Here is a 26,370-nt window from a genome sequence, read left to right as displayed (position 1 = left end):
GCATCAGACTTTAAGGAAGTGCTGTCGGTAGTGTTTCAACTCAGCGATGGACTCACGGATATCGTCCAGTGCCTGGTGTGTACCCTGCTTCTGGAACGACTCCTTGACCTGCGGCGCCCATAGGCCGGCGAGGATTTTCAGGGTCGAGACATCCAGATAGCGGTAGTGGAAGTAGGCTTCCAGGTTCTGCATGTACTTGTAAAGGAAGCGCCGGTCCTGACCGATGCTGTTGCCGCAGATCGGCGACTTGCCCTTCGGCACCCACTGCTCAAGGAAAGCGATGGTCATGGCTTCCGCTTCGGCCGGGCCGATGGTGCTTTCGCGTACGCGCTGGGTCAGGCCGCTCTGCCCGTGAGTGCGGGTATTCCACTCATCCATACCGGCCAGCAGCTCATCACTCTGGTGCACGGCAATTACCGGGCCTTCGGCGAGGATGTTCAGGTCGCTGTCGGTAACGATGGTGGCCATCTCGATGATGACGTCTGTTTCGGGCTCCAGACCGGTCATTTCCAGGTCGATCCAGATCAGGTTATTGGCGTTCTGCATGCGCGGCTCCTCAACTAAGGCCGACAGTTTAACAGGCCGCCGAAGAACTACTGCGTTCGACCGACAGCATTGTGCTCAAGCGAAGAGTGAATAGATCAGCCGCGCATGCGCCACAGCAACAAACGGGACTGGCGCCAGTCGTGCAGTTCGATCTGCTGATCCGCCGGCTGTCCTGGCACCTCGAAGGTGTTGCTGATCAGCAGACTACCTGCGGGCATCTGCGCGCAGGCCTTGGCCCAGAGTTCGGGCATCGGCGCAGGCGAGAGGAAGCAATACACCACATCGAAAAGCGCCAGATCGGTACGCCAGAGGTTTTCATAGCGAATCTGGCAATTGCGCCGGAGCAAGGCACGCAGCCAGGCGATAACAAAGGACAGCGGCGCGGTCTCCACCCCGACAAACTGCGCCTGCGGGAACTGCCGAGCCAGACCCAACAGCATGCCCGCAGGCCCGCAGCCAAGGTCGACAAAGCGAAACGACGGCGACTGCTCACTCAGCAACACACTCAACTGGCGGCGCGTGCCGGAACCCGTCAGGTACAACGGCACGCGCTCGCCAAAGCTGTTCCAGTTAAGCAACAGCACCAGCGCGAACGCCCCGAGAAACACCCAGGACGGCAGTGGCGCACCATTGGCCAGCAGCAGCGCCGGGACGAATAGCAGATTCAGCCCACACCACCAGCGCGACAACCCCAGGTAACGCGCCAGCACAGCGGCGATCAGCCCCTGGCTCAGACCGACGGCCAGCCAGGTGGGCCGCCAGGGCACCAGTTGCACCGTCAGGTACAGGGCCAAGCCGACCAGCAGCGTAGCCCCCACCTGGGCAAACAAGGCCAGCAACGCCGGATAGTGGCGGGCAACACGCAGCATGCAGACTCCTCAACCGTCCGACCGATGATGCGCCGCAGTTTAGCTGCGCCAGCAGCTCAATAGGCAGCCCGTGCTAGACTCGCGACCGTTTATTGCGCAATTCAACTCTCGGAAGACCCATGGCCAAACGCCAACTCAACCGCCGGCAAAACTGGCGTATCGAAAAAATTCAGGGCGAGCGCGCCGCACGCGCCGCCAAGCGCGAGTCGCAGGCGGTACAGATTCTTGAAGGCGGCGACCTAGGCCCGGAACAGACCGGCCTGGTCATCGCTCACTTCGGCGTACAGGTCGAAGTAGAAGCCCTGGAGGGCGAGCTGGCCGGCCAGGTATTCCGCTGTCACCTGCGTGCCAACCTGCCGACCATGGTCACCGGTGATCAGGTGGTATGGCGCGCCGGCAACCAGGGCATCGGCGTGATCGTCGCGCAACTGCCACGCAGCACCGAACTCTGTCGCCCAGACACCCGTGGCCAACTCAAGCCGGTAGCCGCCAACGTCGACCTGATCGTGATTGTCTTCGCCCCGCTGCCCGAGCCCCATGCCAACCTGATCGACCGCTACCTGGTCGCCGCCGAGCACGCCGGCATCCGCCCGCTGCTGTTGCTGAACAAGACCGACCTGCTGGATGAGCAGAACGCCGTGGCCCTCAATCGCATGCTCGGTGTTTACCGCGAACTAGGCTATCCGCTGCTGGAAGTCTCGGCCCATGGCGGCGACGGCATGCAGCAGTTGCAACAGCAACTCGATGGCCATGTCAGCGTATTCGTCGGCCAATCCGGGGTTGGCAAATCATCGCTGGTCAACAGCCTGCTGCCGGAAGTCGATACCCGTGTCGGACCACTGTCCGAGCTGACCGGCAAAGGCACCCACACCACCACCACCGCACGACTGTTCCACTTCCCCGGTGGCGGCGAACTGATCGACTCCCCCGGGATTCGCGAATTCGGCCTGGTGCACGTGAGTCGTGATGACGTCGAAGCGGGGTTTATCGAGTTTCACGACCTGATCGGCCAATGCCGCTTCCGCGACTGCAAACACGACCGCGAGCCGGGCTGCGCCCTGCTCAAAGCCCTGGAAGAGGGCCGCCTGCACCCGCAGCGTATGGCCAGTTACCGGCACATTCTGGCCAGCCTGCCGGAAGCCGAGTACTGAAATGAACAAGGCCGCGACATTGCGCGGCCTTGTTCATGTTCACATCCTTTATTCTGCGGGCTGATCGAACTTCAGCACACCGTCTTCAAAGATATTCAGCCGTTCACGCAGCTGGCCGTCCGGTAACGGTTCACCCGGAGCCGCCGGCGTTGCCGGAGCCGACGCCGCGCCGGCTTCGGCGGGTGGCGCATCAGTGGCCGGTTCACCCTGCTCACCCTCGATGGCGCGCTGGGCCTTTTTGGTCAGCACCACGATATCGATACGGCGGTTGACCGGATTGAGTGGGTTATCCCGATCAAACAGCGCCGATGACGCATACCCCACCACCCGCGCGACCTGCTCCTCGTCATAGCCACCGGCGATCAGTACGCGTCGCGCCGCGTTGGCCCGATCAGCTGACAGCTCCCAGTTGCCATAACCACCGCGCCCGACGAAGGGCGCCGCATCGGTATGGCCACTGACGCTGATCTTGTTCGGCACGGCCGCGATGGTGTCGGTCATGGCCAGCAGGATGTCCTCGAAATACGGCTGCAAGCGCGCACTGCCGGAGGCGAACATCGGCCGGTTCTCGGCATCCATGATCTGGATACGCAGACCGTCCTGAGTGATCTCGAAGAGGATCTGATCCTTGAAGTTCTGCAGCTGCGGGTTTTCCTCAACCTTGTTCTGCAATTCCTGCAACAGCAGCTCCAGGCGCTCGCGCTCGACCTCTTCCGCCAGCGACTCGGCCTGCTCCTTGTTGATGTCAGCCTGGGCATCCTCGGCTGGGGTCTGCTCGTCCTTGGGTTCCGGGTTGAGAGTACGGTCGGGCGCGGGGGTGGGCGAGCCGCCCAGGTCGATCACATAGGGGCTGGCACTTTCAGAAAAGCCCACCGGATCCTGAAAGTAGCCGGAAATCAGTTTCTTCTGCTCGGGCGTGGCCGAGGACATCAGCCACATCACCAGAAAGAACGCCATCATCGCCGTGGCAAAGTCGGCAAAGGCAATTTTCCAGGCGCCACCGTGGTGGCCGCCAGCAACCTTTTTGACCCGCTTGACGATAATCGGCTGGTTATTCTCCATGCTGCGTCTTAGCCCCCACGCATGGCTTGTTCAAGCTCGGCAAAGCTTGGCCGATGCGCCGGGTAGAGCACCTTGCGGGAAAACTCCACGGCCAGCGACGGCGGCATGCCCGAGGCTGACGCCACCAGGCCAGCCTTGATCGCCTCGTAGACATTGAGCTCTTCCTTGGCATCGTGCTCCAGCGCGCCAGACAGCGGGCCAAAGAAACCGTAAGACGCCAGGATGCCGAGGAAGGTACCGACCAGGGCCGTACCCACTTTCTCACCGATTTCCGCGTTGTCCGCCTCGGCGAGAATCGACATGGTGATCACGATCCCCAGTACCGCAGCCACGATCCCCATCGCTGGCATACCGTCGGCAACCTTGGCCACAGCGTGTGCGGGGTGTTCGAGCTCTTCCTTGAGGCTGGCGATTTCCATGTCGAACAGCCCCTCAAGCTCGTGCGGCGCCATGTTGCCGGAGGACATGATGCGCAAGTAATCGCAGATGAACGAGGTCATCCGCTGATCCTTGAGAATGCCAGGGTACTTGCTGAAGATCGGGCTGGCGGCGGGGTCTTCAACATCCGCTTCGATGGCCATCATGCCTTCGCGACGACTCTTGTTGAGGATCTCGTAAAGCAGCTTGAGCACATCCAGGTAGTAGTGATGGGTGAAGCGCGAGCTGAACATGGTCAGCGACTTCTTGAACACCTGCATGAACATGCTGCCCGGGTTGGCTTGCAGAAATGCCCCCAATGCTGCGCCGCCAATAATCATCACTTCGAAGGGGTGGACCAACGCCATGAACTTGCCGCCAGAGAGGATAAACCCCCCTAAAACGCTGGCGAATACAACGATAATGCCAATGATCTTTGCCATAGGAAGAGACTTGCCAGAGAGGGTAGAAAGAGGCTGTGCAAAACAACCCTTCTATTTATCGGAAGTTTTGCGCGAGACTATAGCCAGTTAAGGTCAAAAGCCAGCTTGTCTCAACCCGCATGCATAAGCCAGTCCACTCTCCGCGCACGCTCAACGACTGGCTCAAGAAGCTGGACAACCAGCTATTGCCCGCGTCCAGCGACAGCCTGCAAACCCTACGTCGTGCCCTGGCTGACAGCAGCCGCTCACGGCGTGAACTGGCTGATCTGATGCAAAGCTGCCCGGCACTGGCCCTCAGCGTGCTGCGCGAAGCCAACAGCAAGAGCAGCGGGCTCAATGAACAGACTGACAGCCTCGAAGCCGCCATCAGTCGCCTCGGCCTGAGCCGCACCGAAGCACTGCTCAACCGTCTGCCTGCCCTCCCCGAACAGGATCTGCCGAAGGCGCTGCGCCAGATTCAGCTGATCAGCCAACACGCCAGCCAGCAGGCCAATGGCCTGTTCGCCGGCCGCCTGGCCCGCCTGTGGCAGGAAGTGCATTGGGGCAGCCTGCTGTTTCTCGCCCCGGTTTGGACCTTGCTGGCCGCCCACCCCGAACTGTTTGATGCCTGGGAACAACGGGTGCTGGTCAAGGGTGAAGCGGCGAGCACAGTGGAGCAGGATCTGCTCGGCGTGCCCCTGCTCAAGCTGTGCCTGGCCCTCAGCGAACACTGGCGACTGCCGGAGTGGATCACCCTCGGCTACCGCCTGCTGGTGAATGACCGCCGCCTGCTGGTCAAGGCGCTGCACATTGCCCACAACAATGAGCACCCGCTGCAACAGCAGCAATGCCTGGATGCCGACAGCCATCTGCGCCGCTGGTTGACCCAACCCGCCAACAGCATCCTGCTGGCCAACTGCCTGGCGATTTCCGCGCACTATGCCTGGAACAGCCCGCACAGCCTGCGCTGGCAGCGCCTGACAGGCCTGTTCCTGCAACTGCCGCTGGACACCCTGCAGCAACAGGTGCACCAACACGCCGTCAGCAGTGCACGGCTGGTGTACAGCAGTGACCTCTGGCACCCAGCCGAAGCCTTGCTCTGGCCATGGCAGGCGCGCCACTTGCAGGCCGTCGTCGAGCCGCCGAAACCCGTGGTCGTCAGCGCATGGCGTCAGCACTGTGCTCAGCTTCTCGCCCAGCCCAGTGCATTCAGCAATGTCCTGCAGCTAACCGCCTGCGCCAATCAGGCGCTGCAAGCCTGTGGCATGCAACGCGTGCTGATTCTTCTGGCAGACCGTAATCACACCCGCCTGATGACCCAGCAGCACAGTGGCCTGGACAAGTCAGCCAGCAGCCTCAGCCTTGATCCACAGCAGAGCCAGTTGCTGCGCCGCCTGCTCAGCGCGCCGGCGCAACTACGCCTCGGCCCGAGCAACATTGCCCAGTTCTCGGCCACGCTGCCTGGCACCCTGAAAAGCCTGTTCCCCAGTGAACACCTGCTGATTCGCTCGCTGGCCAACAACAACCGGGTGGTCATGCTGATCTTCGCCGACCAGGCGGGTAGCGCCTTCAGCGACGCCAGCGTGCAGGGTTTCGGCAAAACCGTGCAATGCATTGAGCGGGCGCTGAGCACCTTTGCCAGCCGTGGGCGCTAGGCTTCCGCTACAATTCGCCCCCTTTGAGAACGAAAAGAGGCCCGGCATGACCGCCTTCGCTGAGTTGCCCTTATTGATCGAGCCGGCCCAACTGGCCAGCCGCCTGGACGCCCCCGAGCTGATTCTGGTCGACCTGACCAGCACAGCGCGCTATGCCGCCGGGCATATCCCCGGCGCACGCTTTGTCGACCCCAAGCGCACCCAATTGGGCCAGCCACCAGCGCCCGGCCTGCAACCTGAACGTGAACAGCTGGAGCAATTGTTCAGCGAGCTGGGGCACAACCCGGACGCGGTCTATGTGGTCTACGACGATGAAGGCGGAGGCTGGGCTGGACGCTTTATCTGGCTGCTGGATGTCATTGGCCACGCGCACTATCACTACCTGGATGGCGGCCTGCACGCTTGGCTGGCCGAAGAGCGCCCGCTCAGCAGCGAAACACCACAAGCCGGCAACGCCAGCGTGGCCCTGACCCTGAATGATGCACCCACTGCCAGCCGCGCATACCTGCAAAGCCGCCTTGGCGCCGCCGACCTGGCGATCTGGGATGCTCGCTCGCCAGGTGAATACAGCGGCGCGAAAGTTCTGGCGCAGAAAGCTGGACACATTCCCGGTGCGGTCAACTTCGAATGGACAGCCGGCATGGACCCGGCGCGCGCACTGCGCATGCGTCAGGACCTGCAAACCCAGCTCAACAGCCTGGGCATCACCGCCGACAAGGAAATCATCACCCACTGCCAGACCCATCACCGCTCAGGATTCACCTACCTGGCCGCCAAGGTCCTGGGCTATCCACGCGTAAAAGCCTATGCCGGCTCCTGGGGCGAATGGGGCAACCACCCCGACACCCCCGTCGAACGCTGAACGCCCGCCCCCACTTAAGGAAACTCCATGAAAGATCGCCTGTTTATCCTCAGCCAGTACCTGTTGCCCCACCACCTGCTGTCGCGCCTGATCGGCTGCGCGGCCGAGTGCCGCGCGGACTGGTTCAAAAATCGCCTGATTGGCTGGTTCGCCAAGCAATACCAGGTCGACATGAGCGAAGCCCAGGTCGAAGACCTCAGCGCTTTCGCCCACTTCAATGATTTCTTCACCCGCGCCCTGAAAGATGGCGCGCGCCCACTCGACAGCACGCCAGGCGCAGTGCTCTGCCCGGCCGACGGCGCGGTCAGCCAGCTCGGCAAGATCGAACAAGGCCGGGTATTTCAGGCCAAAGGCCACAGTTTCAGCGTGATCGAACTGCTGGGCGGTGACAGCGAACGCGCGGCGGCCTTCATGGGCGGCGACTTCGCCACCATCTACTTGTCGCCGAAGGACTACCACCGCGTGCACATGCCGCTGGCCGGCACCCTGAAAGAAATGGTGTATGTGCCGGGCCGGCTGTTCTCGGTCAACCAGACCACGGCCGAGAATGTGCCTGAGCTGTTTGCCCGCAACGAGCGCGTGGTCTGCCTGTTCGACACCGAGCGCGGGCCGATGGCTGTGGTACTGGTCGGCGCGATGATCGTTGCCTCGATCGAAACCGTATGGGCCGGACTGGTCACACCGCCCAAGCGCACCCTGAAAACCGTCAAGTACGACGAAACCGCCCGCGCGCCGATCCATCTGGAAAAAGGCGCAGAACTGGGGCGTTTCAAGCTGGGTTCCACCGCCATCGTGCTGTTTGGCCCCGAACAGGTGCAGTGGGCTGCTGAACTGGCGGCCAACAGCCCGGTACGCATGGGTCAGGGTCTCGGCACGCCACGTGCTTGAGTAATCCCCGTGGCACGCGCCGCTGCGGCGGCGTGTGTCATCGCCCCGCGCATCAGTGAACCTGCACACGTCATATGCAGTCACATATGCATGCCTTCTGCTGATTGGTTTGCCACACCATAGCGGCAATCGCGCCAAGGTCTTGGCTGCGGGGCCTGCGAGATACTGCTAGAGTCGAAACATAATTCTTAGATTCACCCGCCTTGCCTGTGTGCTGGAGCCTCTGATTTAGATGGATAAACAGAATTCTCACTTGCTGCTGCGCGTCACCACGCCAGACAAGCAAAGCCTGTCATTCTGCGAAGCCAGCCCCCGCGACTTGAAGAAATGGGTGGACGGCCTGCCCAAGGCCAATATTGGTGAAACGGCACGCCAGCTCTACCAAGCCCTGGTCGAACTCAACCAACTGCTGACCCCCTCGGAAAATCGCCTGCAACTGCTGGAGATTCTCCGTCCGGAAATCTATTTCGTCTGCAAGCAACTCGAGAAACACTTCCTCAACCAGGCGATTGTCCTGGATGAACGCCCGCGCAAAGTCGCCAACCTGTGCCAGGCCCTGCAGAACCACCTGGCCATCGGCTACAAACTGATCGTCGCGCGCATCGCCGCACAAGCGAACCCGGCACGCAACCAGCTGCTGGCCGTGGCCCTGCAACGCTCGACCCACAGCCTCTGTGGCCCGTTGATCCGCGCCAGCCAGCTGTACTGCCCGGTGCCGGAAGGACTGTGGCTGGAGTTGCATCAGCTGTACCAGATAGCCCGCACACGCGACCTGCATAAGATACTGGTACGCGACACTCAGGCCCTTCACACCCAGGGTTTGAGCACTGAACAAAGCTACCTGGTGGCCCTGCTGCTCGGCTGCGCCCGCTGCAACCAGATGCGCCAGAGCGCCATCGCCAGGTTGGCCGAAGTGCTTGAGCCCTGGAGCGTACTGGCCACCCTGCAAGCTGGCGATCAGGCCTCCAGCCTGTTCGCCGTAGCCCCACAACTGGATGGCCCGCCGCGCTACATCTCCTTGTTCCAGCAGAATGAACTGCACAATGCCGTTGGCATCGACCCCAGCTCACTGGTCGATGCGATCAAGGAGCACCTGCTGCTACCGGCCGACAGCCAGACCCCGTCGCGCCTGTTGGTGCCGGAAGGCTTCAGCCAGGACATGCTGCAGCACCTGGCCGCCGCCTGGGGTGATATTGCCGAGCGCACCTTCCAGCGCAGCCAGGGCCAGGGCGCCCTGACCCTGTGCATCGGCATGAGTTCGCTGCACTACCACCTGGCAGGCAAGCGCCCGTTCAACGAAGTGCTGCAACTGCCCGAGACCACCAATGCTGCCGTGTTCAAGCCCGACACCGGCGCGCCGGACGTCTGGTCGAATGCCTTCGATGCCCAGAAGACCAACCTCTGGGAGAACGGCCTGCCTTTCGAGGAAATCCAGTACAACGCGCCCGCCAAAGGCGCAGTCGCCGCCGAACCCAGCAGCGCCGAAAGCTACCCGACCTATGAAGTGGCCATCGTCAATATCAGCCCGGGCGGCTATTGCCTGTCCTGGCCAAAAGAAGTCCCCAGCCAGTTGCAGGCCGGCGAACTGCTCGGTGTACAAGGCTTACCCAAGCAGGGCTGGAGCATTGCCGTAGTGCGCTGGATTCGCCAGGTACGCGGCGGCGGCACCCAGATGGGCATTGAGCTGATTGCCCCGCACGCCCAGGCCTGCGGCCTGCAACTGGTGCGCAAGGCCGAACAGAACAGCCAGTACCTGCGCGCCCTGCTGCTGCCGGAAATCAGCGCCATCTCGCGTCCAGCCAGCCTGATCACCGCACGCCTGCCGTTCCAGGAAGGCAACAAGGTCAGCATCAACCTCAACGGCAGCGAACACCGCGCCGTGCTCAGCAGACGCCAGGCCAGCACCGGCAGTTTCAACCAGTTCGAATACCGCAGCGTCGAGCAGACCAGCAGCGATCACGGGAAGCCCGTCACAGCGCCGAAAAGCCGCACGCCAGGCGGGGAGGAAGACTTTGACTCACTCTGGAAGTCGCTGTAGATTGCCGACGCACTCCCTTTTGTCGCCTTTTCGCGCCCGTTCGGCGCAGATTTGATACCACACCATGGCCATTGAAAAAAAAACCATACGGCTACTGATTCTCGAAGACTCGCAGAACGAGGCCGAACGACTGGTCAGCCTGTTCCGCAACGCAGGCCGCGCGACCCGTGTGCATCGCCTGACCTCCAGCGACGACCTCAATGAGGCCCTGCAACAAAGCTGGGATCTGTTGATCTGCGCGCCCAGCAGCGAACAACTGCCGCCCAGCGAGGCCATTGGCGCCATCCGCCGCCAGGCCAAAGACATCCCGGTTATTCAGCTACTCAGCGACAACGACTCCGACAGCGTCACCGAAGCCCTGATGCTCGGTGCTCAGGACGCCATGCCGCAAGGCGAGGATGAACGCCTGGTTCTTGTGGCCAAGCGCGAGCTGGCCAACCTGGAAGAACGCCGCGCCCGCCGCGCCTCGGAAGTGGCCCTGCGTGAAGCGGAAAAACGCTGCCAGTTGCTGCTCGACAGCTCGGTTGATGCGATTACCTATGTGCACGACGGTATGCACATCTACGCCAACCGCGCTTACTTGGAACTGTTCGCCTACGAAGATGCCGACGAGCTGGAAGGCATGCCGATGATCGACCTGATCGGCGGCAGCGACCAATCCAGCTTCAAGGACTTCCTGAAGAATTATCAGAGTGCCGAAGGTAATGCCGAGCTCAACTGCACCGGCATCAAGGCCAACGGCCAGAGCTTCCAGGCACAAATGAGCTTTTCCCCGGCCACCTACGATGGCGAGCCGTGTATCCAGGTGGTGATTCGCGCCGAAACCGGCAATGCCGAACTGGAAGAAAAACTGCGCGAAATCAGCAGCCAGGATCTGGTCACCGGGCTGTTCAACCGTACCCACTTCCTTGAACTGATGGACAGCGCCGCCGAGCGCGCGGTGAATGCCGGCCAGCCTTCGAGCCTCGCCTATATCCGTGTCGACCGCTATGCCAGCCTGTTGGCCGACATTGGTCTGGCCGGCATCGACATCCTGCTCACCGACTTGGCCAACCTGCTGCGCGCACACTTCAGCGCCGACGCGCAACTGGCCCGCTTTGGCGATGACGTATTTACCGTGCTGCAACCCGGCGTCAGCCCGGAGAGTACCCGCGAACAGCTGGTCAGCCTGCTGAAAAAAGTCGAAGGTCACCTGTTCGACGTCAGCGGCCGTACCGTGCAAAGCACCCTGTCGATTGGCGTGGCCGGGCTCAATGAGAAGACGGCCAAGGCTCAGGAAGTGGTCGATCGCGCCCACCGCTGCGCCGATGAGCTGAGCGACGGCAACGCCCTCAAGCTATTCAACCCAGCCGATGAACTGGCCGCAGCAGCCAGCCGCGGCAACATCGTCGCGATGATCCAACAGGCCCTGGAAAACAACAGCTTCCGCCTGCTGTTCCAGCCGATCATCAGCCTGCGCGGTGACAGCTTTGAGCATTACGAAGCCTTGCTGCGTCTGATCAACCCGCAAGGCGAAGAAATCCCGCCGGTGGAACTGTTCAACGCCGCCAAAGATGCCGGGCTGGCCGAGAAAATCGACCGTTGGGTGATCCTCAACTCGATCAAGCTGCTCGCTGACCACCGCAGCAAAGACCACAACACCCGCCTGTTCGTGCACCTGTCGAGCGCCAGCTTGCAGGACCAGACCCTGCTGCCATGGCTCAGCGTGGCCCTGAAAGCCGCCCGCTTGCCTTCGGACTCACTGGTCTTCCAGTTCAGCGAACCGGATGCGATTGCCTACCTGAAACAGGCCAAGGCCATCACCCAGGGGCTCAACGAGCTGCATTGCAAAACTGCGCTGACTCAGTTTGGTTGCTCGCTGAATCCGTTCAACACGCTCAAGCACCTGCATATCGACTTCGTCAAAGTCGACAGCTCGTTCTCCCAGGATCTGAGCAAAGCGGAAAACCAGGAAGCCCTGAAAACCCTGCTGGCCAGCCTGCATTCCCAGGCCAAGCTGACCATCGTGCCCTTCGTCGAGAGCGCCAGCGTGCTGGCCACCCTCTGGCAGGCCGGGGTCAACTATATCCAGGGCCATTACCTGCAGGGGCCGAGTCAATCGATGGACTACGACTTCGCCGCTGGTGACGAGTAAGGCTGGCCACGCTGAAAACAGGCAATAAAAAGCCGCCCGTAGGCGGCTTTTTATTGCCTGGCGCTTATTCCTGACCGTCGCGATCACGGAAGCCCAGCAGGTAGAGAATACCGTCCAGCCCCAGGGTGGAAATCGCCTGTTTGGCCGACTGTTTGACCAGCGGCTTGGCGCGAAACGCCACGCCCAGGCCGGCAATGGCCAGCATCGGCAGGTCATTGGCTCCGTCGCCTACGGCAATGGTCTGCTCCAGACGCAGCCCTTCCTTGGCCGCCAGCTCACGCAGCAGATCAGCCTTGCGTTGCGCGTCAACGATGGGCTCCACCGCCACGCCGGTCACCAGACCGTCGACAATCTGCAACTCATTGGCAAACACATAATCGATGCCCAGCTTGGCTTGTAACTGCTTGGCAAAGTAGGTGAACCCACCGGACAGAATCGCGGTTTTGTAACCCAGGCGTCGCAACTCGCTGAACAGCGTCTCGGCCCCCTCGGTCAGGCGCAACGAAGCGCCGATATCCGCAAGCACGGTTTCCGGCAAGCCCTTGAGCAGCGCCAGGCGCTCGCGGAAGCTGGCGGCGAAATCCAGCTCGCCGCGCATCGCGCGCTCGGTGATTTCTGATACCTGCTCACCCACACCGGCAGCCTTGGCCAGCTCGTCGATGACTTCCGCCTCGATCAGCGTCGAGTCCATATCGAACACCGCCAAACGACGGTTGCGGCGGAACAGCGAATCACGCTGGAAGGCGATATCGACATTCAGCTCCTGAGCCACGCTGAGGAACTCGGCGCGCAGGGCCGCCGGGTCAGCAGGCTCACCACGCACGGAGAACTCGATGCAGCCCTTACCCTGCTCGGCCGGCATGTCCAGCGGCATACGCCCTGAGAGGCGGTCGATATGATCGATATTCAGGTCATAACGCGCGGTAATGGCGCTGACACGCTGCAGCTGCTCGGCCGTGACCTTGCGGGTCAGCAGGGTGACGATATGCCGCGCCTTGCCCTGGCCGCTGACCCACTGCTGGTAGTCCGCTTCAGACACCGGGGTAAAGCGCACCTGCTGATCGAGCTTGTAAGCGGTGAAGAGGATGTCCTTGAGCACGGCCGAGGCGGCAGCACTATCGGGAATCTCCACCAAGATGCCGAACGACAGGGTGTCGTGGATCACCGCCTGGCCAATATCGAGGATATTCACCCCGCCCTGAGCCAGTACGCCGGTGATGGCGGCAGTCAAACCGGGGCGATCTTCGCCGGTGATATTGATCAGGACGATTTCGCGCAAGGCTCGGTCTCCGGGACAGCGTCAAGGGCAGCGGCGTGTTGAACAGGTCACACACCGTGGAAAAGGCGCACATTCTACCCATTTTCACCGGCAAACAGCCACGCACGGCGCTTTGCCCACTGCGGGGGCACCGCTATACTGCGCGCCAACTACAGTCGACAAGAGCCGAGCTCTGTGAACCGGCCTGCCCCCGTAAAGCCCGATAATTTCTTCCTCCTGCTGTTCCAGGCCCTGCGTCAGCGACGCATTCCCCTGGCGCTGCGCATTGTCAGTCACAGCTTGCTGTTGGTAGCTCTGGCCCTGGTGATCTACGGCTGGGTGATCGGCATGCAGTTCAAGCACGCCATGCAGCAGCAAGCCGAAGCCCTGGGCACCAGCCTGATCACCCAGACGGCCGCCTCGGCAACCGAACTGCTGGTGTCCAACGATATTCTCAGCCTCAATGTGCTGCTCAATAACTTGGTGAAAAACCCGCTGGTAGCCCATGCCGCGATCTACAGCGTGGACAACCGCATCCTCGCCGAGGCCGGCTCACGGCCGAGCCAGAGCATGCTGGGGGAAACCGAAGGGCTGTACTCGACGCCGATTACCTTTCAGGAAGTGATCGCCGGACAGCTGCGTATAAGCCTCGACATGCAGCAGTTCCAGCAGCCGATGACCATCAGCCTGCAGAGCATGGGCATCCTCAGCCTGATTCTGCTGGCCCTGACCCTGTCCCTGAGCATGCGCCTGGGGCGGCATATTTCCACGCCGCTGCTGCAGCTGCGCGTCTGGCTGCGTGACCCGGATGACCCGGCCCCCGGCGCCGGTCGCCAGGATGAAATCGGCGACCTGGCGCGCCAGCTGCAAGCGCGCCTGGTACCAGAAAAGCCTGCAGTGGTCGAAGAACAGCCGTACGACGAAGAGCCGGTTGCCCAAGATGAAGACGACTACCTTGAGGAGTCGTTCGACAACGAACCGGACTTCAGTGTCCCGGACCTGCACGATGAGCGTTTCGACGTTGAGGATGAAGTGCTAGCCCCACAGGCCAGCGTCAGTGATGAATACAGCAGCGCAGTGGATGACCCCTTTGCCGACCTGCGCGACCACAGTGAGCCCGCACTGGCACCGCCATCCGTGATCCAGCAGGCCCTGCCCAGCGCCGTACTGGCGATTCAGCTGGGTGCCCAGGAACAATTGCGACGCCTGCCGCGCACGCGTCTGATGGAGCTGCTGCAACGCTACCGGGACTGCCTGGATCAGGCCGCCAGCCTGTATCAGGGCGAGCTGCACACCTTGAGCGACGGCAGCAGCCTGATGCTGTTCCATCAGCTGGACTGCGACGAGGACTACCTGACCCACGCCATCTGCTGCGGTGAACTGATGCGCGCCCTTGGCCATGCCCTGCAGATCGAAGTGGCGGACAGCGGCATTACCCTGCAGCTGCAGCTCGGCCTGACCCTCGGGGAAAACCTCACAAACCTCAGTCAGGGCGACCTGCTGTTGAGCGAAACGGCGCAGAACGCCCTGGCGTTGTCGCAACACAGCCGCAACCTGCTGCTGGTCGAGCGCAGCGTCGCCGACGATGCCCTGGTCAGCCAGCGCGCCCGCATCCGCGCCATCGCCAGCCCCCAGGGTGCCTGCTGCGTCGAGCGTCTGCTGGAGCCTTACCCGTCGCTGCTGGAGCGCCAGTTGGCGCGCATGCACGAAAGCCGCTGATCAGCACCCATAAAAAACCCGCCAATCGGCGGGTTTTTTATGGGGTATTACGTTTCGTCGTGAGCCGCGTTACCGCGAACGAAACGTCAACAGACCCTAGAAGCGGAACACTTCGCCTTCACTGCGAATCGGCTCAGCCACCGGTATACGGGGTACGGCTGGCGCTGCTGGCTTAGCCGGAGCCGGCTTGCGCGCTGGCGCGGGAGTGGCAACCGGCGCGGGCTTGCCATGGGTTTGCACGGCGTCAGCCAACTGCTCGACCAACTGTTGCAGCACCAGGCTCTGCGCCCGCACCTGATCCACAATACTGCCGCTGTGCGCCTCTTCCAGACGCACCAGACGGCCATCCAGCAGCTTGCCGTCCGCCCCGGCCAGGCGCCACTGCGCTTCCAGCACTGCCGGGCGCTGCGGACCGGAATCCAGACGGGTAATCGACAAGCCCAGGCGCACCTGCGGGACAAAGCCGGCAGTGGCAGGCGCCAGCACCAGACGCTGGCTGTCCAGACGCGAAGCCAGCTGCCGTAAAAGTTGCTGGTCGATCTCGGCCGCCAGGCTGCCGGCCCAACGCGCATCCTCGGCGGCGGTCAGGCTGCCATCGGCCTGACGCTGCAACAGGGCTTCACGCTGCAGGTAATCGGCAATCGCCACCGGACCAATCAGCACAGCCACACCCTGCTCGGCCGCTGGCACGCGGATATTGCCACTGTCCAGCTGGTACAGCGGTGTTTGCTGATAGCGGGTACAGCCGGCCAGGCCGAGCACGCCCGCCAGCAGCAGAATTGCGGGGAAACGCAGTGCAGTCATTTCACTCATCCAGCCGGCAGAACCACCGGCGTGCATACCTATTAGGTGCCGGCGGGTCACTTACCACGACCCGCCTTGCGGCTGCGTATCATCCTTGAAAGCCACGCGCGACTCCAGCGCGACACTGTAGCCGCATGCATCCGCTAGCCCTGAACCTCGACCAGCAGGCTGTCGACACGCTGAAAGCCGCGCGGCAGCTTGTTGCCACGCCGCCCGCGCTCACCTTTGTAATGTTCCAGATCGTCAGCCTTGAGCGACAGCGTACGCTTGCCGGCCTGCAGCACCAGCGTCGCCCCGACTGGCAGCACGGCCAAATCGGTGAGGTATTCCTCGCGCGACGCAACCCGCTCACCAGGAATGCCGATGATCTTGTTGCCTTTGCCCTTGCCCAGTTGCGGCAGGTCGCGCACCGGGAACAGCAGCAGACGGCCTTCGGTAGTGACCGCTGCCAGCCAGTCTTCCTCACGATTCGCCAGCGCTTTCGGCGGCACCACCAAGGCGCCAGCCGGCAGGCTAAGCAGGGCTTTGCCTGCCTTGTTCTTGGCTTGCAGGTCTTCACCCTTGACCACAAAACCGTAGCCCGCGTCAGAGGCGATCACGTACAGCGCGCTGTCATCCGGCAACAGCACACATTCGAAGGTCGCTCCCGGCGGCGGCGTCAATCGGCCGGTAAGCGGCTCGCCCTGGCCGCGCGCCGAAGGCAGCGTATGCGCCGCCAGCGAATAACTGCGTCCGGTGGAGTCGATAAACACCGCGTACTGGTTCGAGCGCCCGGGCGCAGCAACCTTGAAACCATCGCCAGCTTTATAGGACAGTCCGGTGGCGTCGATATCATGGCCCTTGGCACAGCGCACCCAGCCCTTCTCGGACACCACCACGGTGACAGGCTCAGTCGGCAGCAGCTCAGTTTCAGACAAGGCGCGAGCTTCGGCACGGGCCACAATTGGCGAACGGCGATCATCGCCGTAGGTTTCGGCATCCTTGATGATTTCGTCACGCACCAGCTTCTTCAGCTTGACTTCACTGCCGAGCAGGGCCAGCAGCTTGGCGCGCTCCTTGGCCAGCTCGTCCTGCTCGCCACGGATCTTCATTTCCTCCAGACGCGCGAGCTGACGCAGGCGAGTATCGAGGATGTAATCGGCTTGCACATCGGTCAGGCCAAAGCGTGCCATCAGCACCGGCTTGGGTTGATCTTCGGTGCGGATGATATGAATCACTTCATCCAGGTTAAGGAAGGCCACCAGCAAACCTTCCAACAGGTGCAGACGTTTCTCCACCTTGTCCAGGCGGAACTGCAGACGCCGGCGTACGGTGCCCACGCGGTATTCCAGCCATTCGCGCAGCAGCTGACGCAGGTTCTTCACCTGCGGCTTGCCATCCAGACCAATCACGTTGGTGTTGACCCGGTAGCTGGATTCCAGCTCGGTGGTGGCAAACAGGTGGGTCATCAGTTCATCGGCATCGACGCGATTGGAGCGCGGGATAATGACGATGCGGCACGGGTGCTCGTGGTCGGACTCATCACGCAGGTCGGCGACCATCGGCAGTTTCTTGGCCTGCATCTGCGCGGCGATCTGCTCCAGCACCTTGGCCCCGGAGACCTGGTGCGGCAACGCGGTGACCACAATGTCACCGTCCTCGATGCGGTACACGGCGCGCATGCGCACCGACCCACGACCGGTTTCGTAGATTTTCAACAGGTCGCTGCGCGGGGTGATGACTTCCGCCTCAGTGGGGAAATCCGGGCCGAGCACGTGCTCGCAGAGCTGCTCAACCGTGGCATCCGGCTGATCCAGCAGGCGTACACAGGCCGCCGCCACTTCGCGCAGGTTGTGTGGCGGCACGTCAGTGGCCATGCCCACGGCGATGCCGGTGGTGCCATTGAGCAGCAGGTTGGGCAGACGCGCCGGCAGCGTGGCCGGTTCATTCAGGGTGCCGTCGAAGTTCGGCACCCAGTCCACAGTGCCCTGGCCCAGCTCGGTGAGCAGCACCTCCGAGTAACGCGACAGGCGCGCCTCGGTGTAACGCATGGCGGCGAAGGATTTCGGATCATCCGGTGCACCCCAGTTGCCCTGGCCGTCGACCAGCGTGTAGCGGTAACTGAATGGCTGCGCCATCAGCACCATGGCTTCGTAGCAAGCGCTGTCGCCGTGCGGGTGGAACTTGCCGAGCACGTCGCCGACGGTACGCGCCGATTTCTTGTGCTTGGAGTCGGCGTCCAGGCCCAGCTCACTCATGGCGTAGACAATGCGCCGCTGCACGGGCTTGAGGCCATCGCCGATATGCGGCAGGGCGCGGTCCATGATCACGTACATGGAGTAGTTGAGGTAAGCCTGCTCGGTGAAGTCGGCAAGGGAACGGCGCTCTACACCGTCCAGGCTCAAATCGAGGGGTTCGCTCATGCGTGCCTCATTGCAAGGTGGATTGGCGCAGCACCAAAGTGCCGCCGCGCTGGGTAAATTCGAGTTGTTTCAGGGCACTCATGCCCAGTAATACGTCATCGCCGCCCATACCGGGGGCGATCAAAGCCTCTACGTCGGTCAGTACGATTTCGCCCAGTTCCAGACGCGCCAGGCGGGTACGGTGCGCCGTGGCGCGACCATTGGCGGTGCTGATGGTGATCGCCGCGCCGGCTTGCAAACCCAGACGCTGCGCCACCTCAGTGGGCACCGCCACCTGGGTGGCACCGGTGTCCAAGAGGAAGGTCACCGCCTCGCCGTTGATCTTGCCGCCAGCCATGTAATGCCCCTGCCGGCCGCTGGCCAGGTTTACCTCGACATAACCGTTGCCATGCAACGACTCAGGTGCACGGTTGGGGTTGCGGCGGCCCTCTTCCCAGTCGGCAAAGAACTGCGTGGCCAGCAGCAAGGCCGCCCCCCAGGCCAGCACCAGCATCACCCGTCCGGCGCGCTTGCCAGCAGGTTGTTCACTCACGGCTTGCTGCCCCAGCCGCCTTTCGGCGCGGCAAACTGCCAAATGATCGGCCGCGACTCACCGTCCGCACGGCTGAAACGGCCGTTGTCGACACCGACCCAGGCACCGTCCTGATCCACCCACAGCGCTTCGGCCAGGCCATAGGATGGCGGGTAACGACGCTCCGGGGTCAGCGCTTCAGCGGCAAACGACCAGCACTTCTCGGCCTGGCCATTGTTCAGGTTGCGCCGACAGATACGGTGCGCCTGACGCTCCAGGGTGAAGAGTTTTTCGTTATAAAACGCCAGCCCGGAAAAATCCCGTGGCTGCGCCTTGCTGCCCAGCTGCTCCGGCCCGACTTCGCTGCCAGCCTCGCTGAACAGCACACAACCGCCCGTACAGCGCCAGGTAGCACGCTGCTTGTGCACCACCAGCAGCCCGCGACGCATGCGCTCGGCGGCCAGGTACAGGCGCTCGCCTGCCGGATCGACGGCAATCCCTTCAAACAGCGAGTTGTGGTGCAGCAGCATGCCGCTGGCCCGCGCCTGGCGCACCAACCCCTGAGGCAGCTTGAGCCAGTTCGGCTCACCCATCACCGGCAATTGCAGCACGGCGGCATGCGCCTCACTGACCAGGTAGCGGTTGCCTGCGGCGTCGCAACTCAGTCCTTCAAAATCCAGCTCGCCACCGCGCACTAGCCCGGCCATCCAGCTGCGCATGCGCAGGCCCCAGGGCAGCCGGACATCCGGCGGGGGCGGTGCGACAAAAGACTCGGCCGCAGCCTGCCACTGCGTATCCTGCCCTGCCAAACGGTAGATCTGCCGATCATCACGGTCGGACACCACCCACAGCGCGCCGTCGCACCAGGCCAGCCCCGAGAGGTTACCGCCACTGACGCCCTCTACCGGCCGCTCGTTAAGCAGTTGCAGCTCTTCCAACGCCGCAGCGACACTCAGCAAAGGCGCACAGAGCAGCAGGCATGCAGCCAGCAAGCGCTGCATCAGAGCAGCACCTCAGCCAGGTTGCCCTTGGACTCCAGCCAGGATTTACGGTCGCCGGCGCGCTTCTTGGCCAGCAGCATGTCCATGATTTCCTGAGTGCCGGGATAATCTTCCAGGGTCAGTTGCACCAGACGCCGGGTGTTCGGGTCCATGGTGGTTTCGCGCAACTGTGGCGGGTTCATTTCACCCAGGCCCTTGAAGCGGGTGACCTGTGGCTTGCCACGGCGTTTCTCGGCCACCAGGCGGTCGAGGATGCCATCGCGTTCGGCATCATCCAGGGCATAGAAGATTTCCTTACCGAGGTCGATGCGGTACAGCGGCGGCATCGCCACATAAACGTGGCCGGCATCCACCAGCGGGCGGAAATGGCGGACGAACAGGGCACACAGCAAGGTGGCGATGTGCAGGCCGTCGGAGTCGGCGTCGGCGAGGATGCAGATCTTGCCGTAGCGCAGCTGGGTCAGGTCACTGGAGCCCGGATCGATGCCGATGGCCACGGCGATATCGTGCACTTCCTGCGAAGCCAGCACTTCGCTGCCGTCAACTTCCCAGGTATTCAGGATCTTTCCGCGCAGCGGCATGATGGCCTGAAATTCCTTGTCCCGCGCCTGCTTGGCCGAACCACCGGCGGAATCACCTTCGACCAGAAACAGCTCGGAACGCATCGGGTCCTGCCCGGCGCAGTCAGCCAGTTTGCCAGGCAGTGCCGGGCCCTGGGTGATGCGTTTACGCTCAACCTTCTTGCCGGCCTTGAGGCGGCGGTTGGCGTTGCTGATCGCCAGCTCGGCGAGCTGCTGGCCCAACTCCGGGTGGGCGTTGAGCCACAGGCTGAAGGCATCCTTGACCACGCCGGAGACAAATGCCGCCGCTTCACGGGACGACAAGCGCTCCTTGGTCTGTCCAGAGAACTGCGCGTCCTGCATCTTCATCGACAGGACGAAGGCGATGCGCTCCCAGATATCCTCCGGTGCCAGCTTGACCCCGCGCGGCAGCAGGCTGCGGAACTCGCAGAACTCGCGCATGGCATCCAGCAGCCCCTGGCGCAAGCCATTGACGTGGGTGCCGCCCTGCGCAGTGGGGATCAGGTTAACGTAGCTTTCCTGCACCGCGTCGCCGCCTTCCGGCAGCCACAGCAGCGCCCAATCTACCGCTTCTTTGTTACCTGCCAGGCTGCCGCAGAAGGGTTCATTGGGTAGCCGTTCAAATTCGCTGACGGCATCCACTAGGTAGGAGCGCAGGCCGTCTTCATACAGCCACTCGACTTTCTCGCCGCTGGCCTTGTCCTCGAAGCTGACCGCCAGCCCCGGACACAGCACGGCCTTGGCCTTGAGCACGTGTTTAAGGCGGCTAACAGAAAACTTATGCGAGTCGAAGTACTTGGCATCCGGCCAGAAGTGCACGCTGGTGCCGGTATTGCGCTTGCCCACTGAACCGATCACCGCCAGATCGCTGGCTTTGTAACCGTCGGCAAAACTCATCTGGTATTCGTTGCCGTCACGCTTGACCGTGACGAGCACCCGTGTCGACAGCGCGTTGACCACCGAAATACCCACGCCATGCAGGCCGCCAGAGAACTGGTAGTTCTTGTTGCTGAACTTGCCACCGGCATGCAGCTTGGTGAGGATCAGCTCAACGCCAGGCACACCCTCTTCCGGGTGAATGTCCACGGGCATGCCGCGCCCATCGTCGAGTACTTCCAGCGAGTTGTCCTCATGCAGGATCACCTGAATCGATTTGGCATGCCCGGCCAGTGCTTCGTCGACGCTGTTATCGATGACTTCCTGAGCCAGGTGGTTAGGCCGGCTGGTATCGGTGTACATGCCCGGGCGCTTGCGCACCGGGTCGAGGCCGGAAAGGACTTCGATGGCATCGGCGTTGTAGGTGTTCTGCTGGGCCATGGGGTCTCTTATTCGTCAATTGAGAGCGGAAAAGTCGATATCCTGCCACAAATGGCGGGGAATACCGGCGAAAGCAAAAAGCATCGGCAGGCGCTCGGCAAAGCCTTGGAAACCGTGGTCGCCGCCGGCCTGGATGCGCAACGCACAGGCCCGGTAATAGGCCTGGGCATCGCGGTAATCGAGGGTTTCGTCAGCGGTCTGCAGCCACACTTGATAGCGCGCGGGATCTTGCAAGCATGCTACATCCAGCTCGGCCAGGGCCGTGACGTGGTCGGCGGTCAGTTCCCAGGTTTCATCGCTGTAATAGTTTTTCTGCGGCCCCAGGTAGCCATCGAAGCGCAGGTGTGGGCGCACGGCGGGGTTGATCAGCAGCGCCGGCAAGCCATGGCGCTCGGCCAAGTGGGTGGCATAGTAGCCGCCCAGCGAGCTACCAACCAGCACGGGGCGTCCCAGTTCAGCAATCAACGCCTCAAGCTGAGCCATCGCCTGGCGCGGATGGTGATGCAGCGCCGGCACGCGCAGCTGTGCGGCCAGCCCCAGCTGCTCCATGGCGCGGCGCAACTGGCTGGCCTTGAGCGATGCCGGCGAGCTGTTGAGCCCGTGGATATAAAGAATGGATGCGGTCATGGGGCGGGAGGCTAACCGGTTGCGGCGACCGGCTGCAACCGGTTAGCCAAGCGGCTTAATAGCCTTTGATGGTGTAATCGATTTCGAACTTGATCCCGGTCACCCGCGAGACACCGGTCTCCAGACGACCGTCATCGAACAGGCGCAACCAGCGATAGCCCGGCGCCGTGGTGTCCACCTGAAACTCCTCGCTGCCGGGCGCGAACTGCACACACGTGGATGGCGAGGCCAGCAGGCGGATCGGGCCGCGCTGCTGATCGAGTTCCTGATGAATATGCCCCCAGAGCACCGCCCGCGCCTGGCTGAAACGCTCCAGCACGGCAAACAGGGCATCCGGATTGCGCAGGCCAATGGGCTCCATCCATTTACAGCCGATGGACACCGGATGATGGTGCAGGCAGATCAGGTGATGGCGATCCGGCGCTTCGCTGAGTGCACGCTCCAGCAAGGCCAGTTGCTGATCGCTGAGGTAACCGGGCACCGCACCGGGGATCGAGGAGTCCAGCAGGGTCACGCGCCAGTTGCCCAGGTCAACCACCGGTTCGAGCAGATCACTGCCAACGCAGGCAGCCTGCATCGCGGGGACTTCATCATGGTTGCCAGGGAACCAGCGAGCCGGCGCCGGGATGGCGGCAGTCATCTCGCGAAAACGCTGATAGGACGCCACGCTGCCATCCTGGGACAGATCACCACTGGCCAGGATCAGGTCGATCTGCGGTTGCTCCACCTGCACACGCTCGATCACCCGCTGCAGGCTGTCCTGGGTGTCCATGCCCAGCAGCTTGCCCGTGGCGTCAGCAAACAGGTGACTGTCGGACAACTGCACCAGCAGTACCGAGCGATCAACAGCAGTGGTTTTAATCGGCGCGCCCGGCAAGACCTTCTCCTTGAGCGGAATGCGTGAATTATGGTGGTTAGCCCTGCGAGCGGTAAACCCGTGAAAGGGGAATAGATCACAGAACGCCCGCTGTAAATCCAGCGCCCGCCTTAAGGCTAGCGTGTCCCGTTGAGATGCGCTTGTAACAGGCTATCGACAGGTGTGGGGAAAAGCCTAGCGAACCGGCTCCAGCTCATGACCACAGGCCAGGCAATGGCTCAGCCATTCACCCAGAAACAGGTTGAGTTGGGTCTTCTCATCGGGTTGATGCATGGCGGCATTGGGGTAGGGATAGATGCCACGAAAACGCCGGGCACTTTGCGCGCCAATCACTTCTGCCATGCGCGCATCGTGGTACACGCGCACTTCCAACTGAGGCACAGGCAACCAGGGCAGGCTGTGTTCCTGACGCACGGAGAGGGTCGAAGTGTAGGGGCAGGTTTCCAGCACGTGCAGCGCCAATACCCCCAGCTGCTGCTCGCCCTGACTCAAGGCCACGCGACGTGGCTGCGGCTGTGCTGCCGGGCCATCGCGCATGGCCGGTAGCAGCTGCATCAGGCGCGCATAGTTGGCCTCGCACGCCGCTTGCAGCTCGACCAGATCGACCCGATAGCGCTCGCGCAGCAGGTTCATGACCACAGCCCCCGGACTTCTGCACGGTTCAGCGCCAGCCATTGCAGGGCGATGATGCTGGCAGCGTTGTCGATCCGCCCATCGCGCACGGCGGCCAGAGCATCTTCCAGCGGCCAGACATGCACGCGAATGTCTTCACCCTCTTCGGCCAGCCCATGCACGCCACCGGCGCCTTCGCTGTCGCAGCGACCGACATACAAATGCACGCGCTCGTCCGAGCCACCCGGTGAAGGGTAATACTGGGTGATCGGCCATAGCGAGGTCAGCTGCAGATTGGCTTCCTCGATGGCTTCGCGGCGGGCGACCTCCTCGGGCACCTCGTCCTTGTCGATCAACCCGGCGACCAGCTCCAGCAGCCAGGGGTTGGCGCTCTTGTCCAACGCCCCGACGCGAAATTGCTCAATCAGCACCACGCAATCGCGCTGCGGATCGTAGGGCAGCACGCACACCGCATCAAAGCGCACGAACAGCTCGCGGGTGAGCTCCGGCCCCATACCACCGGCAAACTGGCGATGGCGCAAGCGCAACCGATCAAGCTTATAGAAGCCGCTGAAACAGGCCTCACGCGCGATCACTTCGACATCATCTCGTTGCATAACGCCCCCATCAATTAACAGAAACGGGCCCGAAGGCCCGTCCTGGTTACGCTCATACTGCTACGCAAAACTGCCTAGCAAAAGCCCCTTCATACCTTCTGGTACAGCTGGCTGCCTTGCGCCTTGAACTCCTGCGCCTTGGCCTGCATGCCCTCTTCGACTTCCAGGTCGACAGCGGCAATGCGCTGTTCTTCAGCATAGACGCGAACTTCCTGGGTGATCTTCATCGAGCAGAACTTCGGCCCGCACATGGAACAGAAGTGTGCCACCTTGGCCGAGTCCTTGGGCAGCGTTTCGTCGTGATAACTGCGCGCGGTATCCGGGTCGAGGCCGAGGTTGAACTGATCTTCCCAGCGGAACTCGAAGCGCGCCTTGGAGAGCGCGTTATCGCGGATCTGCGCGCCCGGATGACCCTTGGCCAGGTCCGCCGCATGCGCGGCGATCTTGTAGGTGATGATGCCGGTCTTCACGTCATCCTTGTTCGGCAGGCCCAGGTGTTCCTTGGGCGTGACGTAGCAGAGCATGGCGCAGCCGAACCAGCCGATCATCGCCGCACCGATACCCGACGTGATGTGGTCGTAGCCCGGCGCGATGTCGGTGGTCAACGGGCCGAGGGTGTAGAACGGTGCCTCGTCGCAGCACTCCAGCTGCTTGTCCATGTTCTCTTTGATGAGCTGCATGGGCACATGGCCGGGGCCTTCGATCATGGTTTGCACATCGTGCTTCCAGGCGATCTTGGTCAGCTCACCGAGGGTTTCCAGCTCGCCGAACTGCGCTTCGTCGTTGGCGTCGGCAATCGAGCCCGGACGCAAGCCATCGCCGAGCGAGAAGCTGACGTCGTAGGCCTTCATGATTTCGCAGATGTCTTCGAAATGGGTATAGAGGAAGTTCTCTTTGTGATGCGCCAGGCACCACTTGGCCATGATCGAGCCGCCCCGGGAAACGATGCCGGTGACGCGCTTGGCAGTCATCGGCACATAACGCAGCAGCACGCCGGCGTGAATGGTGAAGTAGTCCACGCCCTGCTCGGCCTGTTCGATCAGGGTGTCGCGGAACAGCTCCCAGGTCAGGTCTTCGGCCACGCCATTGACCTTTTCCAAGGCTTGGTAGATCGGCACAGTACCGATCGGCACCGGCGAGTTGCGGATGATCCACTCGCGTGTTTCATGAATGTGCTTGCCAGTGGACAAGTCCATCACCGTGTCCGAGCCCCAGCGGATGCCCCAGGTCAGTTTGGCCACTTCTTCTTCAATCGAAGAACCCAGCGCCGAGTTGCCGATATTGCCGTTGATCTTCACCAGGAAGTTGCGGCCGATGATCATCGGCTCCAGCTCGGTGTGGTTGATGTTGGCCGGGATAATCGCGCGGCCACGGGCAATTTCCTCGCGCACGAATTCGGCGGTAATTTCCTTGGGAATGCTCGCGCCGAAGCTGTGGCCGGCATGCTGCTCCTTGAGCAGACCGGCTGCACGGGCTTCCTGCAGCTTGAGGTTCTCGCGGATGGCGACGTATTCCATCTCCGGGGTGATGATGCCCTGACGCGCGTAGTGCATCTGGCTGACGTTCTTGCCAGCCTTGGCGCGGCGCGGGTTGCGCACGTGAGCAAAGCGCATCGCCGTTAGCTCGGGGCTGGCCAGACGCTCCTGACCGAAGTGCGAACTCAGGCCGGCGAGCAGCTCGGTGTCGCCGCGGTCATCAATCCAGGCCGAGCGCACATCGGCCAGCCCTTTGCGCACATCGATGGTGACGTTCGGGTCGGTGTACGGGCCGGAGGTGTCATAAACCAGCACGGGGGCATTGATCTCACCGCCGAAGTCGGTCGGGGTGACGTCCAGGCTGATTTCGCGCATCGGCACGCGGATGTCCGGGCGCGAACCCTGGACGTAGATCTTCTGCGAACGCGGGAAGGGTTGGATGGATTGCTGATCGACCTGAGCGCTTTCACTCAGGTTCTTTTGTTGTTGTGCACTCATCGGCGGGCTCTCTCCAGGGCTGAATGT

General features: G+C 62.3%; 22 protein-coding genes. 7 read left to right on the top strand and 15 right to left on the bottom strand.

Annotation, left to right across the window (positions count from 1 at the left end; genetic code table 11):
• Positions 1 to 3: 3 nt before the first annotated feature.
• A complete protein-coding gene (gene orn, locus ACSQ17_RS13480) occupies positions 4 to 546 on the bottom strand; it encodes an oligoribonuclease (protein WP_090249695.1) in 543 nt (180 codons plus the stop codon).
• Positions 547 to 641: 95 nt separating this feature from the next.
• A complete protein-coding gene (locus ACSQ17_RS13475) occupies positions 642 to 1,415 on the bottom strand; it encodes a class I SAM-dependent methyltransferase (RefSeq protein ID WP_436069221.1) in 774 nt (257 codons plus the stop codon).
• A 119-nt stretch (positions 1,416 to 1,534) separates the two neighbouring features.
• On the opposite strand from ACSQ17_RS13475, the gene rsgA reads away from it, so the two are divergent.
• Positions 1,535 to 2,566, top strand: a complete 1,032-nt coding sequence (rsgA, locus tag ACSQ17_RS13470; RefSeq protein ID WP_436069220.1) for a small ribosomal subunit biogenesis GTPase RsgA — start codon at positions 1,535 to 1,537, stop codon at positions 2,564 to 2,566.
• 48 nt (positions 2,567 to 2,614) lie between these two features.
• Here rsgA and motB read toward each other — a convergent pair whose 3' ends face one another.
• Entirely contained in the window at positions 2,615 to 3,628 is a 1,014-nt protein-coding gene (gene motB, locus ACSQ17_RS13465; RefSeq protein ID WP_436069219.1) for a flagellar motor protein MotB, read from the bottom strand.
• Between the two features lie 8 nt (positions 3,629 to 3,636).
• Positions 3,637 to 4,488 (bottom strand): flagellar motor stator protein MotA, encoded by an 852-nt coding sequence (gene motA, locus ACSQ17_RS13460; protein ID WP_233683541.1) that lies wholly within the window; start codon positions 4,486 to 4,488, stop codon positions 3,637 to 3,639.
• Between the two features lie 119 nt (positions 4,489 to 4,607).
• On the opposite strand from motA, the gene ACSQ17_RS13455 reads away from it, so the two are divergent.
• The 5 genes from ACSQ17_RS13455 to ACSQ17_RS13435 all read left to right on the top strand — a co-directional run bounded on the left by ACSQ17_RS13455 (position 4,608) and on the right by ACSQ17_RS13435 (position 12,044).
• Positions 4,608 to 6,122: an HDOD domain-containing protein gene (locus ACSQ17_RS13455; RefSeq protein ID WP_436069218.1), complete on the top strand. Its 1,515-nt coding sequence runs from the start codon at positions 4,608 to 4,610 to the stop codon at positions 6,120 to 6,122.
• Positions 6,123 to 6,168: 46 nt separating this feature from the next.
• Positions 6,169 to 6,984, top strand: coding sequence for a rhodanese-like domain-containing protein (locus ACSQ17_RS13450; protein ID WP_436069217.1), 816 nt, complete (start codon positions 6,169 to 6,171; stop codon positions 6,982 to 6,984).
• A 27-nt stretch (positions 6,985 to 7,011) separates the two neighbouring features.
• Positions 7,012 to 7,872: an archaetidylserine decarboxylase gene (gene asd / locus ACSQ17_RS13445; RefSeq protein ID WP_436069216.1), complete on the top strand. Its 861-nt coding sequence runs from the start codon at positions 7,012 to 7,014 to the stop codon at positions 7,870 to 7,872.
• A gap of 232 nt (positions 7,873 to 8,104) precedes the next feature.
• Positions 8,105 to 9,910, top strand: a complete 1,806-nt coding sequence (locus ACSQ17_RS13440) for a molecular chaperone (protein ID WP_436069215.1) — start codon at positions 8,105 to 8,107, stop codon at positions 9,908 to 9,910.
• Positions 9,911 to 9,974: 64 nt separating this feature from the next.
• Positions 9,975 to 12,044 carry an EAL domain-containing response regulator gene (locus tag ACSQ17_RS13435; RefSeq protein ID WP_436069214.1) on the top strand — a complete coding sequence of 690 codons (2,070 nt, stop codon included), beginning with the start codon at positions 9,975 to 9,977 and terminating at the stop codon, positions 12,042 to 12,044.
• Positions 12,045 to 12,108: 64 nt separating this feature from the next.
• Here the strand turns inward: ACSQ17_RS13435 and serB are convergent, their stop codons facing one another.
• Entirely contained in the window at positions 12,109 to 13,323 is a 1,215-nt protein-coding gene (serB, locus tag ACSQ17_RS13430; RefSeq protein ID WP_257776907.1) for a phosphoserine phosphatase SerB, read from the bottom strand.
• A gap of 174 nt (positions 13,324 to 13,497) precedes the next feature.
• Between serB and ACSQ17_RS13425 the strand changes: the two genes are divergently transcribed.
• Positions 13,498 to 15,021: an AhpA/YtjB family protein gene (locus ACSQ17_RS13425; protein ID WP_436069213.1), complete on the top strand. Its 1,524-nt coding sequence runs from the start codon at positions 13,498 to 13,500 to the stop codon at positions 15,019 to 15,021.
• 96 nt (positions 15,022 to 15,117) lie between these two features.
• Here the strand turns inward: ACSQ17_RS13425 and ACSQ17_RS13420 are convergent, their stop codons facing one another.
• The 10 genes from ACSQ17_RS13420 to thiC form a co-directional block, all read right to left on the bottom strand.
• The gene (locus ACSQ17_RS13420; protein ID WP_233683533.1) at positions 15,118 to 15,825 is read right to left on the bottom strand and encodes a PqiC family protein; all 708 of its coding nucleotides are present in this window, start codon (positions 15,823 to 15,825) and stop codon (positions 15,118 to 15,120) included.
• Between the two features lie 143 nt (positions 15,826 to 15,968).
• Positions 15,969 to 18,227 carry a DNA topoisomerase IV subunit A gene (gene parC, locus ACSQ17_RS13415; RefSeq protein WP_436069212.1) on the bottom strand — a complete coding sequence of 753 codons (2,259 nt, stop codon included), beginning with the start codon at positions 18,225 to 18,227 and terminating at the stop codon, positions 15,969 to 15,971.
• A gap of 7 nt (positions 18,228 to 18,234) precedes the next feature.
• Positions 18,235 to 18,759 (bottom strand): retropepsin-like aspartic protease family protein, encoded by a 525-nt coding sequence (locus ACSQ17_RS13410; protein WP_436069211.1) that lies wholly within the window; start codon positions 18,757 to 18,759, stop codon positions 18,235 to 18,237.
• Positions 18,756 to 19,739, bottom strand: coding sequence for an esterase-like activity of phytase family protein (locus ACSQ17_RS13405; protein WP_436069210.1), 984 nt, complete (start codon positions 19,737 to 19,739; stop codon positions 18,756 to 18,758). The genes ACSQ17_RS13410 and ACSQ17_RS13405 overlap by 4 nt, the downstream gene beginning before the upstream one ends.
• Positions 19,739 to 21,637 (bottom strand): DNA topoisomerase IV subunit B, encoded by a 1,899-nt coding sequence (gene parE / locus ACSQ17_RS13400; RefSeq protein ID WP_436069209.1) that lies wholly within the window; start codon positions 21,635 to 21,637, stop codon positions 19,739 to 19,741. Before parE ends, ACSQ17_RS13405 begins: the two co-directional genes overlap by 1 nt.
• 15 nt (positions 21,638 to 21,652) lie before the next feature.
• Entirely contained in the window at positions 21,653 to 22,264 is a 612-nt protein-coding gene (locus ACSQ17_RS13395) for a YqiA/YcfP family alpha/beta fold hydrolase (RefSeq protein ID WP_436069208.1), read from the bottom strand.
• A 55-nt stretch (positions 22,265 to 22,319) separates the two neighbouring features.
• A complete protein-coding gene (gene cpdA / locus ACSQ17_RS13390) occupies positions 22,320 to 23,141 on the bottom strand; it encodes a 3',5'-cyclic-AMP phosphodiesterase (protein ID WP_436069207.1) in 822 nt (273 codons plus the stop codon).
• Between the two features lie 174 nt (positions 23,142 to 23,315).
• Positions 23,316 to 23,780: a DUF1249 domain-containing protein gene (locus ACSQ17_RS13385; protein ID WP_436069206.1), complete on the bottom strand. Its 465-nt coding sequence runs from the start codon at positions 23,778 to 23,780 to the stop codon at positions 23,316 to 23,318.
• Positions 23,771 to 24,370 carry an ADP-ribose diphosphatase gene (gene nudF / locus ACSQ17_RS13380; RefSeq protein ID WP_436069205.1) on the bottom strand — a complete coding sequence of 200 codons (600 nt, stop codon included), beginning with the start codon at positions 24,368 to 24,370 and terminating at the stop codon, positions 23,771 to 23,773. The genes ACSQ17_RS13385 and nudF overlap by 10 nt, the downstream gene beginning before the upstream one ends.
• A gap of 89 nt (positions 24,371 to 24,459) precedes the next feature.
• Positions 24,460 to 26,343: a phosphomethylpyrimidine synthase ThiC gene (thiC, locus tag ACSQ17_RS13375; RefSeq protein WP_436069204.1), complete on the bottom strand. Its 1,884-nt coding sequence runs from the start codon at positions 26,341 to 26,343 to the stop codon at positions 24,460 to 24,462.
• Positions 26,344 to 26,370: the final 27 nt, after the last annotated feature.

The sequence above is a fragment of the Pseudomonas sp. LjRoot71 genome (assembly GCF_964253255.1).
In the GTDB taxonomy this organism is placed as follows: domain Bacteria; phylum Pseudomonadota; class Gammaproteobacteria; order Pseudomonadales; family Pseudomonadaceae; genus Aquipseudomonas.
The sequence above is the reverse complement of the archived record's forward strand: the minus strand, read 5'-3'. Positions and strand labels throughout refer to the sequence as shown.

Excerpts from the sequence above, each read along its gene's own strand:
- orn (WP_090249695.1), bottom strand. The coding sequence starts at position 546 with ATGCAGAACGCCAATAACCTGATCTGGATCGACCTGGAAATGACCGGT.
- ACSQ17_RS13475 (WP_436069221.1), bottom strand. The coding sequence starts at position 1,415 with ATGCTGCGTGTTGCCCGCCACTATCCGGCGTTGCTGGCCTTGTTTGCC.
- rsgA (WP_436069220.1), top strand. The coding sequence starts at position 1,535 with ATGGCCAAACGCCAACTCAACCGCCGGCAAAACTGGCGTATCGAAAAA.
- motB (WP_436069219.1), bottom strand. The coding sequence starts at position 3,628 with ATGGAGAATAACCAGCCGATTATCGTCAAGCGGGTCAAAAAGGTTGCT.
- motA (WP_233683541.1), bottom strand. The coding sequence starts at position 4,488 with ATGGCAAAGATCATTGGCATTATCGTTGTATTCGCCAGCGTTTTAGGG.
- ACSQ17_RS13455 (WP_436069218.1), top strand. The coding sequence starts at position 4,608 with ATGCATAAGCCAGTCCACTCTCCGCGCACGCTCAACGACTGGCTCAAG.
- ACSQ17_RS13450 (WP_436069217.1), top strand. The coding sequence starts at position 6,169 with ATGACCGCCTTCGCTGAGTTGCCCTTATTGATCGAGCCGGCCCAACTG.
- asd (WP_436069216.1), top strand. The coding sequence starts at position 7,012 with ATGAAAGATCGCCTGTTTATCCTCAGCCAGTACCTGTTGCCCCACCAC.
- ACSQ17_RS13440 (WP_436069215.1), top strand. The coding sequence starts at position 8,105 with ATGGATAAACAGAATTCTCACTTGCTGCTGCGCGTCACCACGCCAGAC.
- ACSQ17_RS13435 (WP_436069214.1), top strand. The coding sequence starts at position 9,975 with ATGGCCATTGAAAAAAAAACCATACGGCTACTGATTCTCGAAGACTCG.
- ACSQ17_RS13420 (WP_233683533.1), bottom strand. The coding sequence starts at position 15,825 with ATGACTGCACTGCGTTTCCCCGCAATTCTGCTGCTGGCGGGCGTGCTC.
- parC (WP_436069212.1), bottom strand. The coding sequence starts at position 18,227 with ATGAGCGAACCCCTCGATTTGAGCCTGGACGGTGTAGAGCGCCGTTCC.
- ACSQ17_RS13405 (WP_436069210.1), bottom strand. The coding sequence starts at position 19,739 with ATGCAGCGCTTGCTGGCTGCATGCCTGCTGCTCTGTGCGCCTTTGCTG.
- parE (WP_436069209.1), bottom strand. The coding sequence starts at position 21,637 with ATGGCCCAGCAGAACACCTACAACGCCGATGCCATCGAAGTCCTTTCC.
- ACSQ17_RS13395 (WP_436069208.1), bottom strand. The coding sequence starts at position 22,264 with ATGACCGCATCCATTCTTTATATCCACGGGCTCAACAGCTCGCCGGCA.
- nudF (WP_436069205.1), bottom strand. The coding sequence starts at position 24,370 with ATGCAACGAGATGATGTCGAAGTGATCGCGCGTGAGGCCTGTTTCAGC.
- thiC (WP_436069204.1), bottom strand. The coding sequence starts at position 26,343 with ATGAGTGCACAACAACAAAAGAACCTGAGTGAAAGCGCTCAGGTCGAT.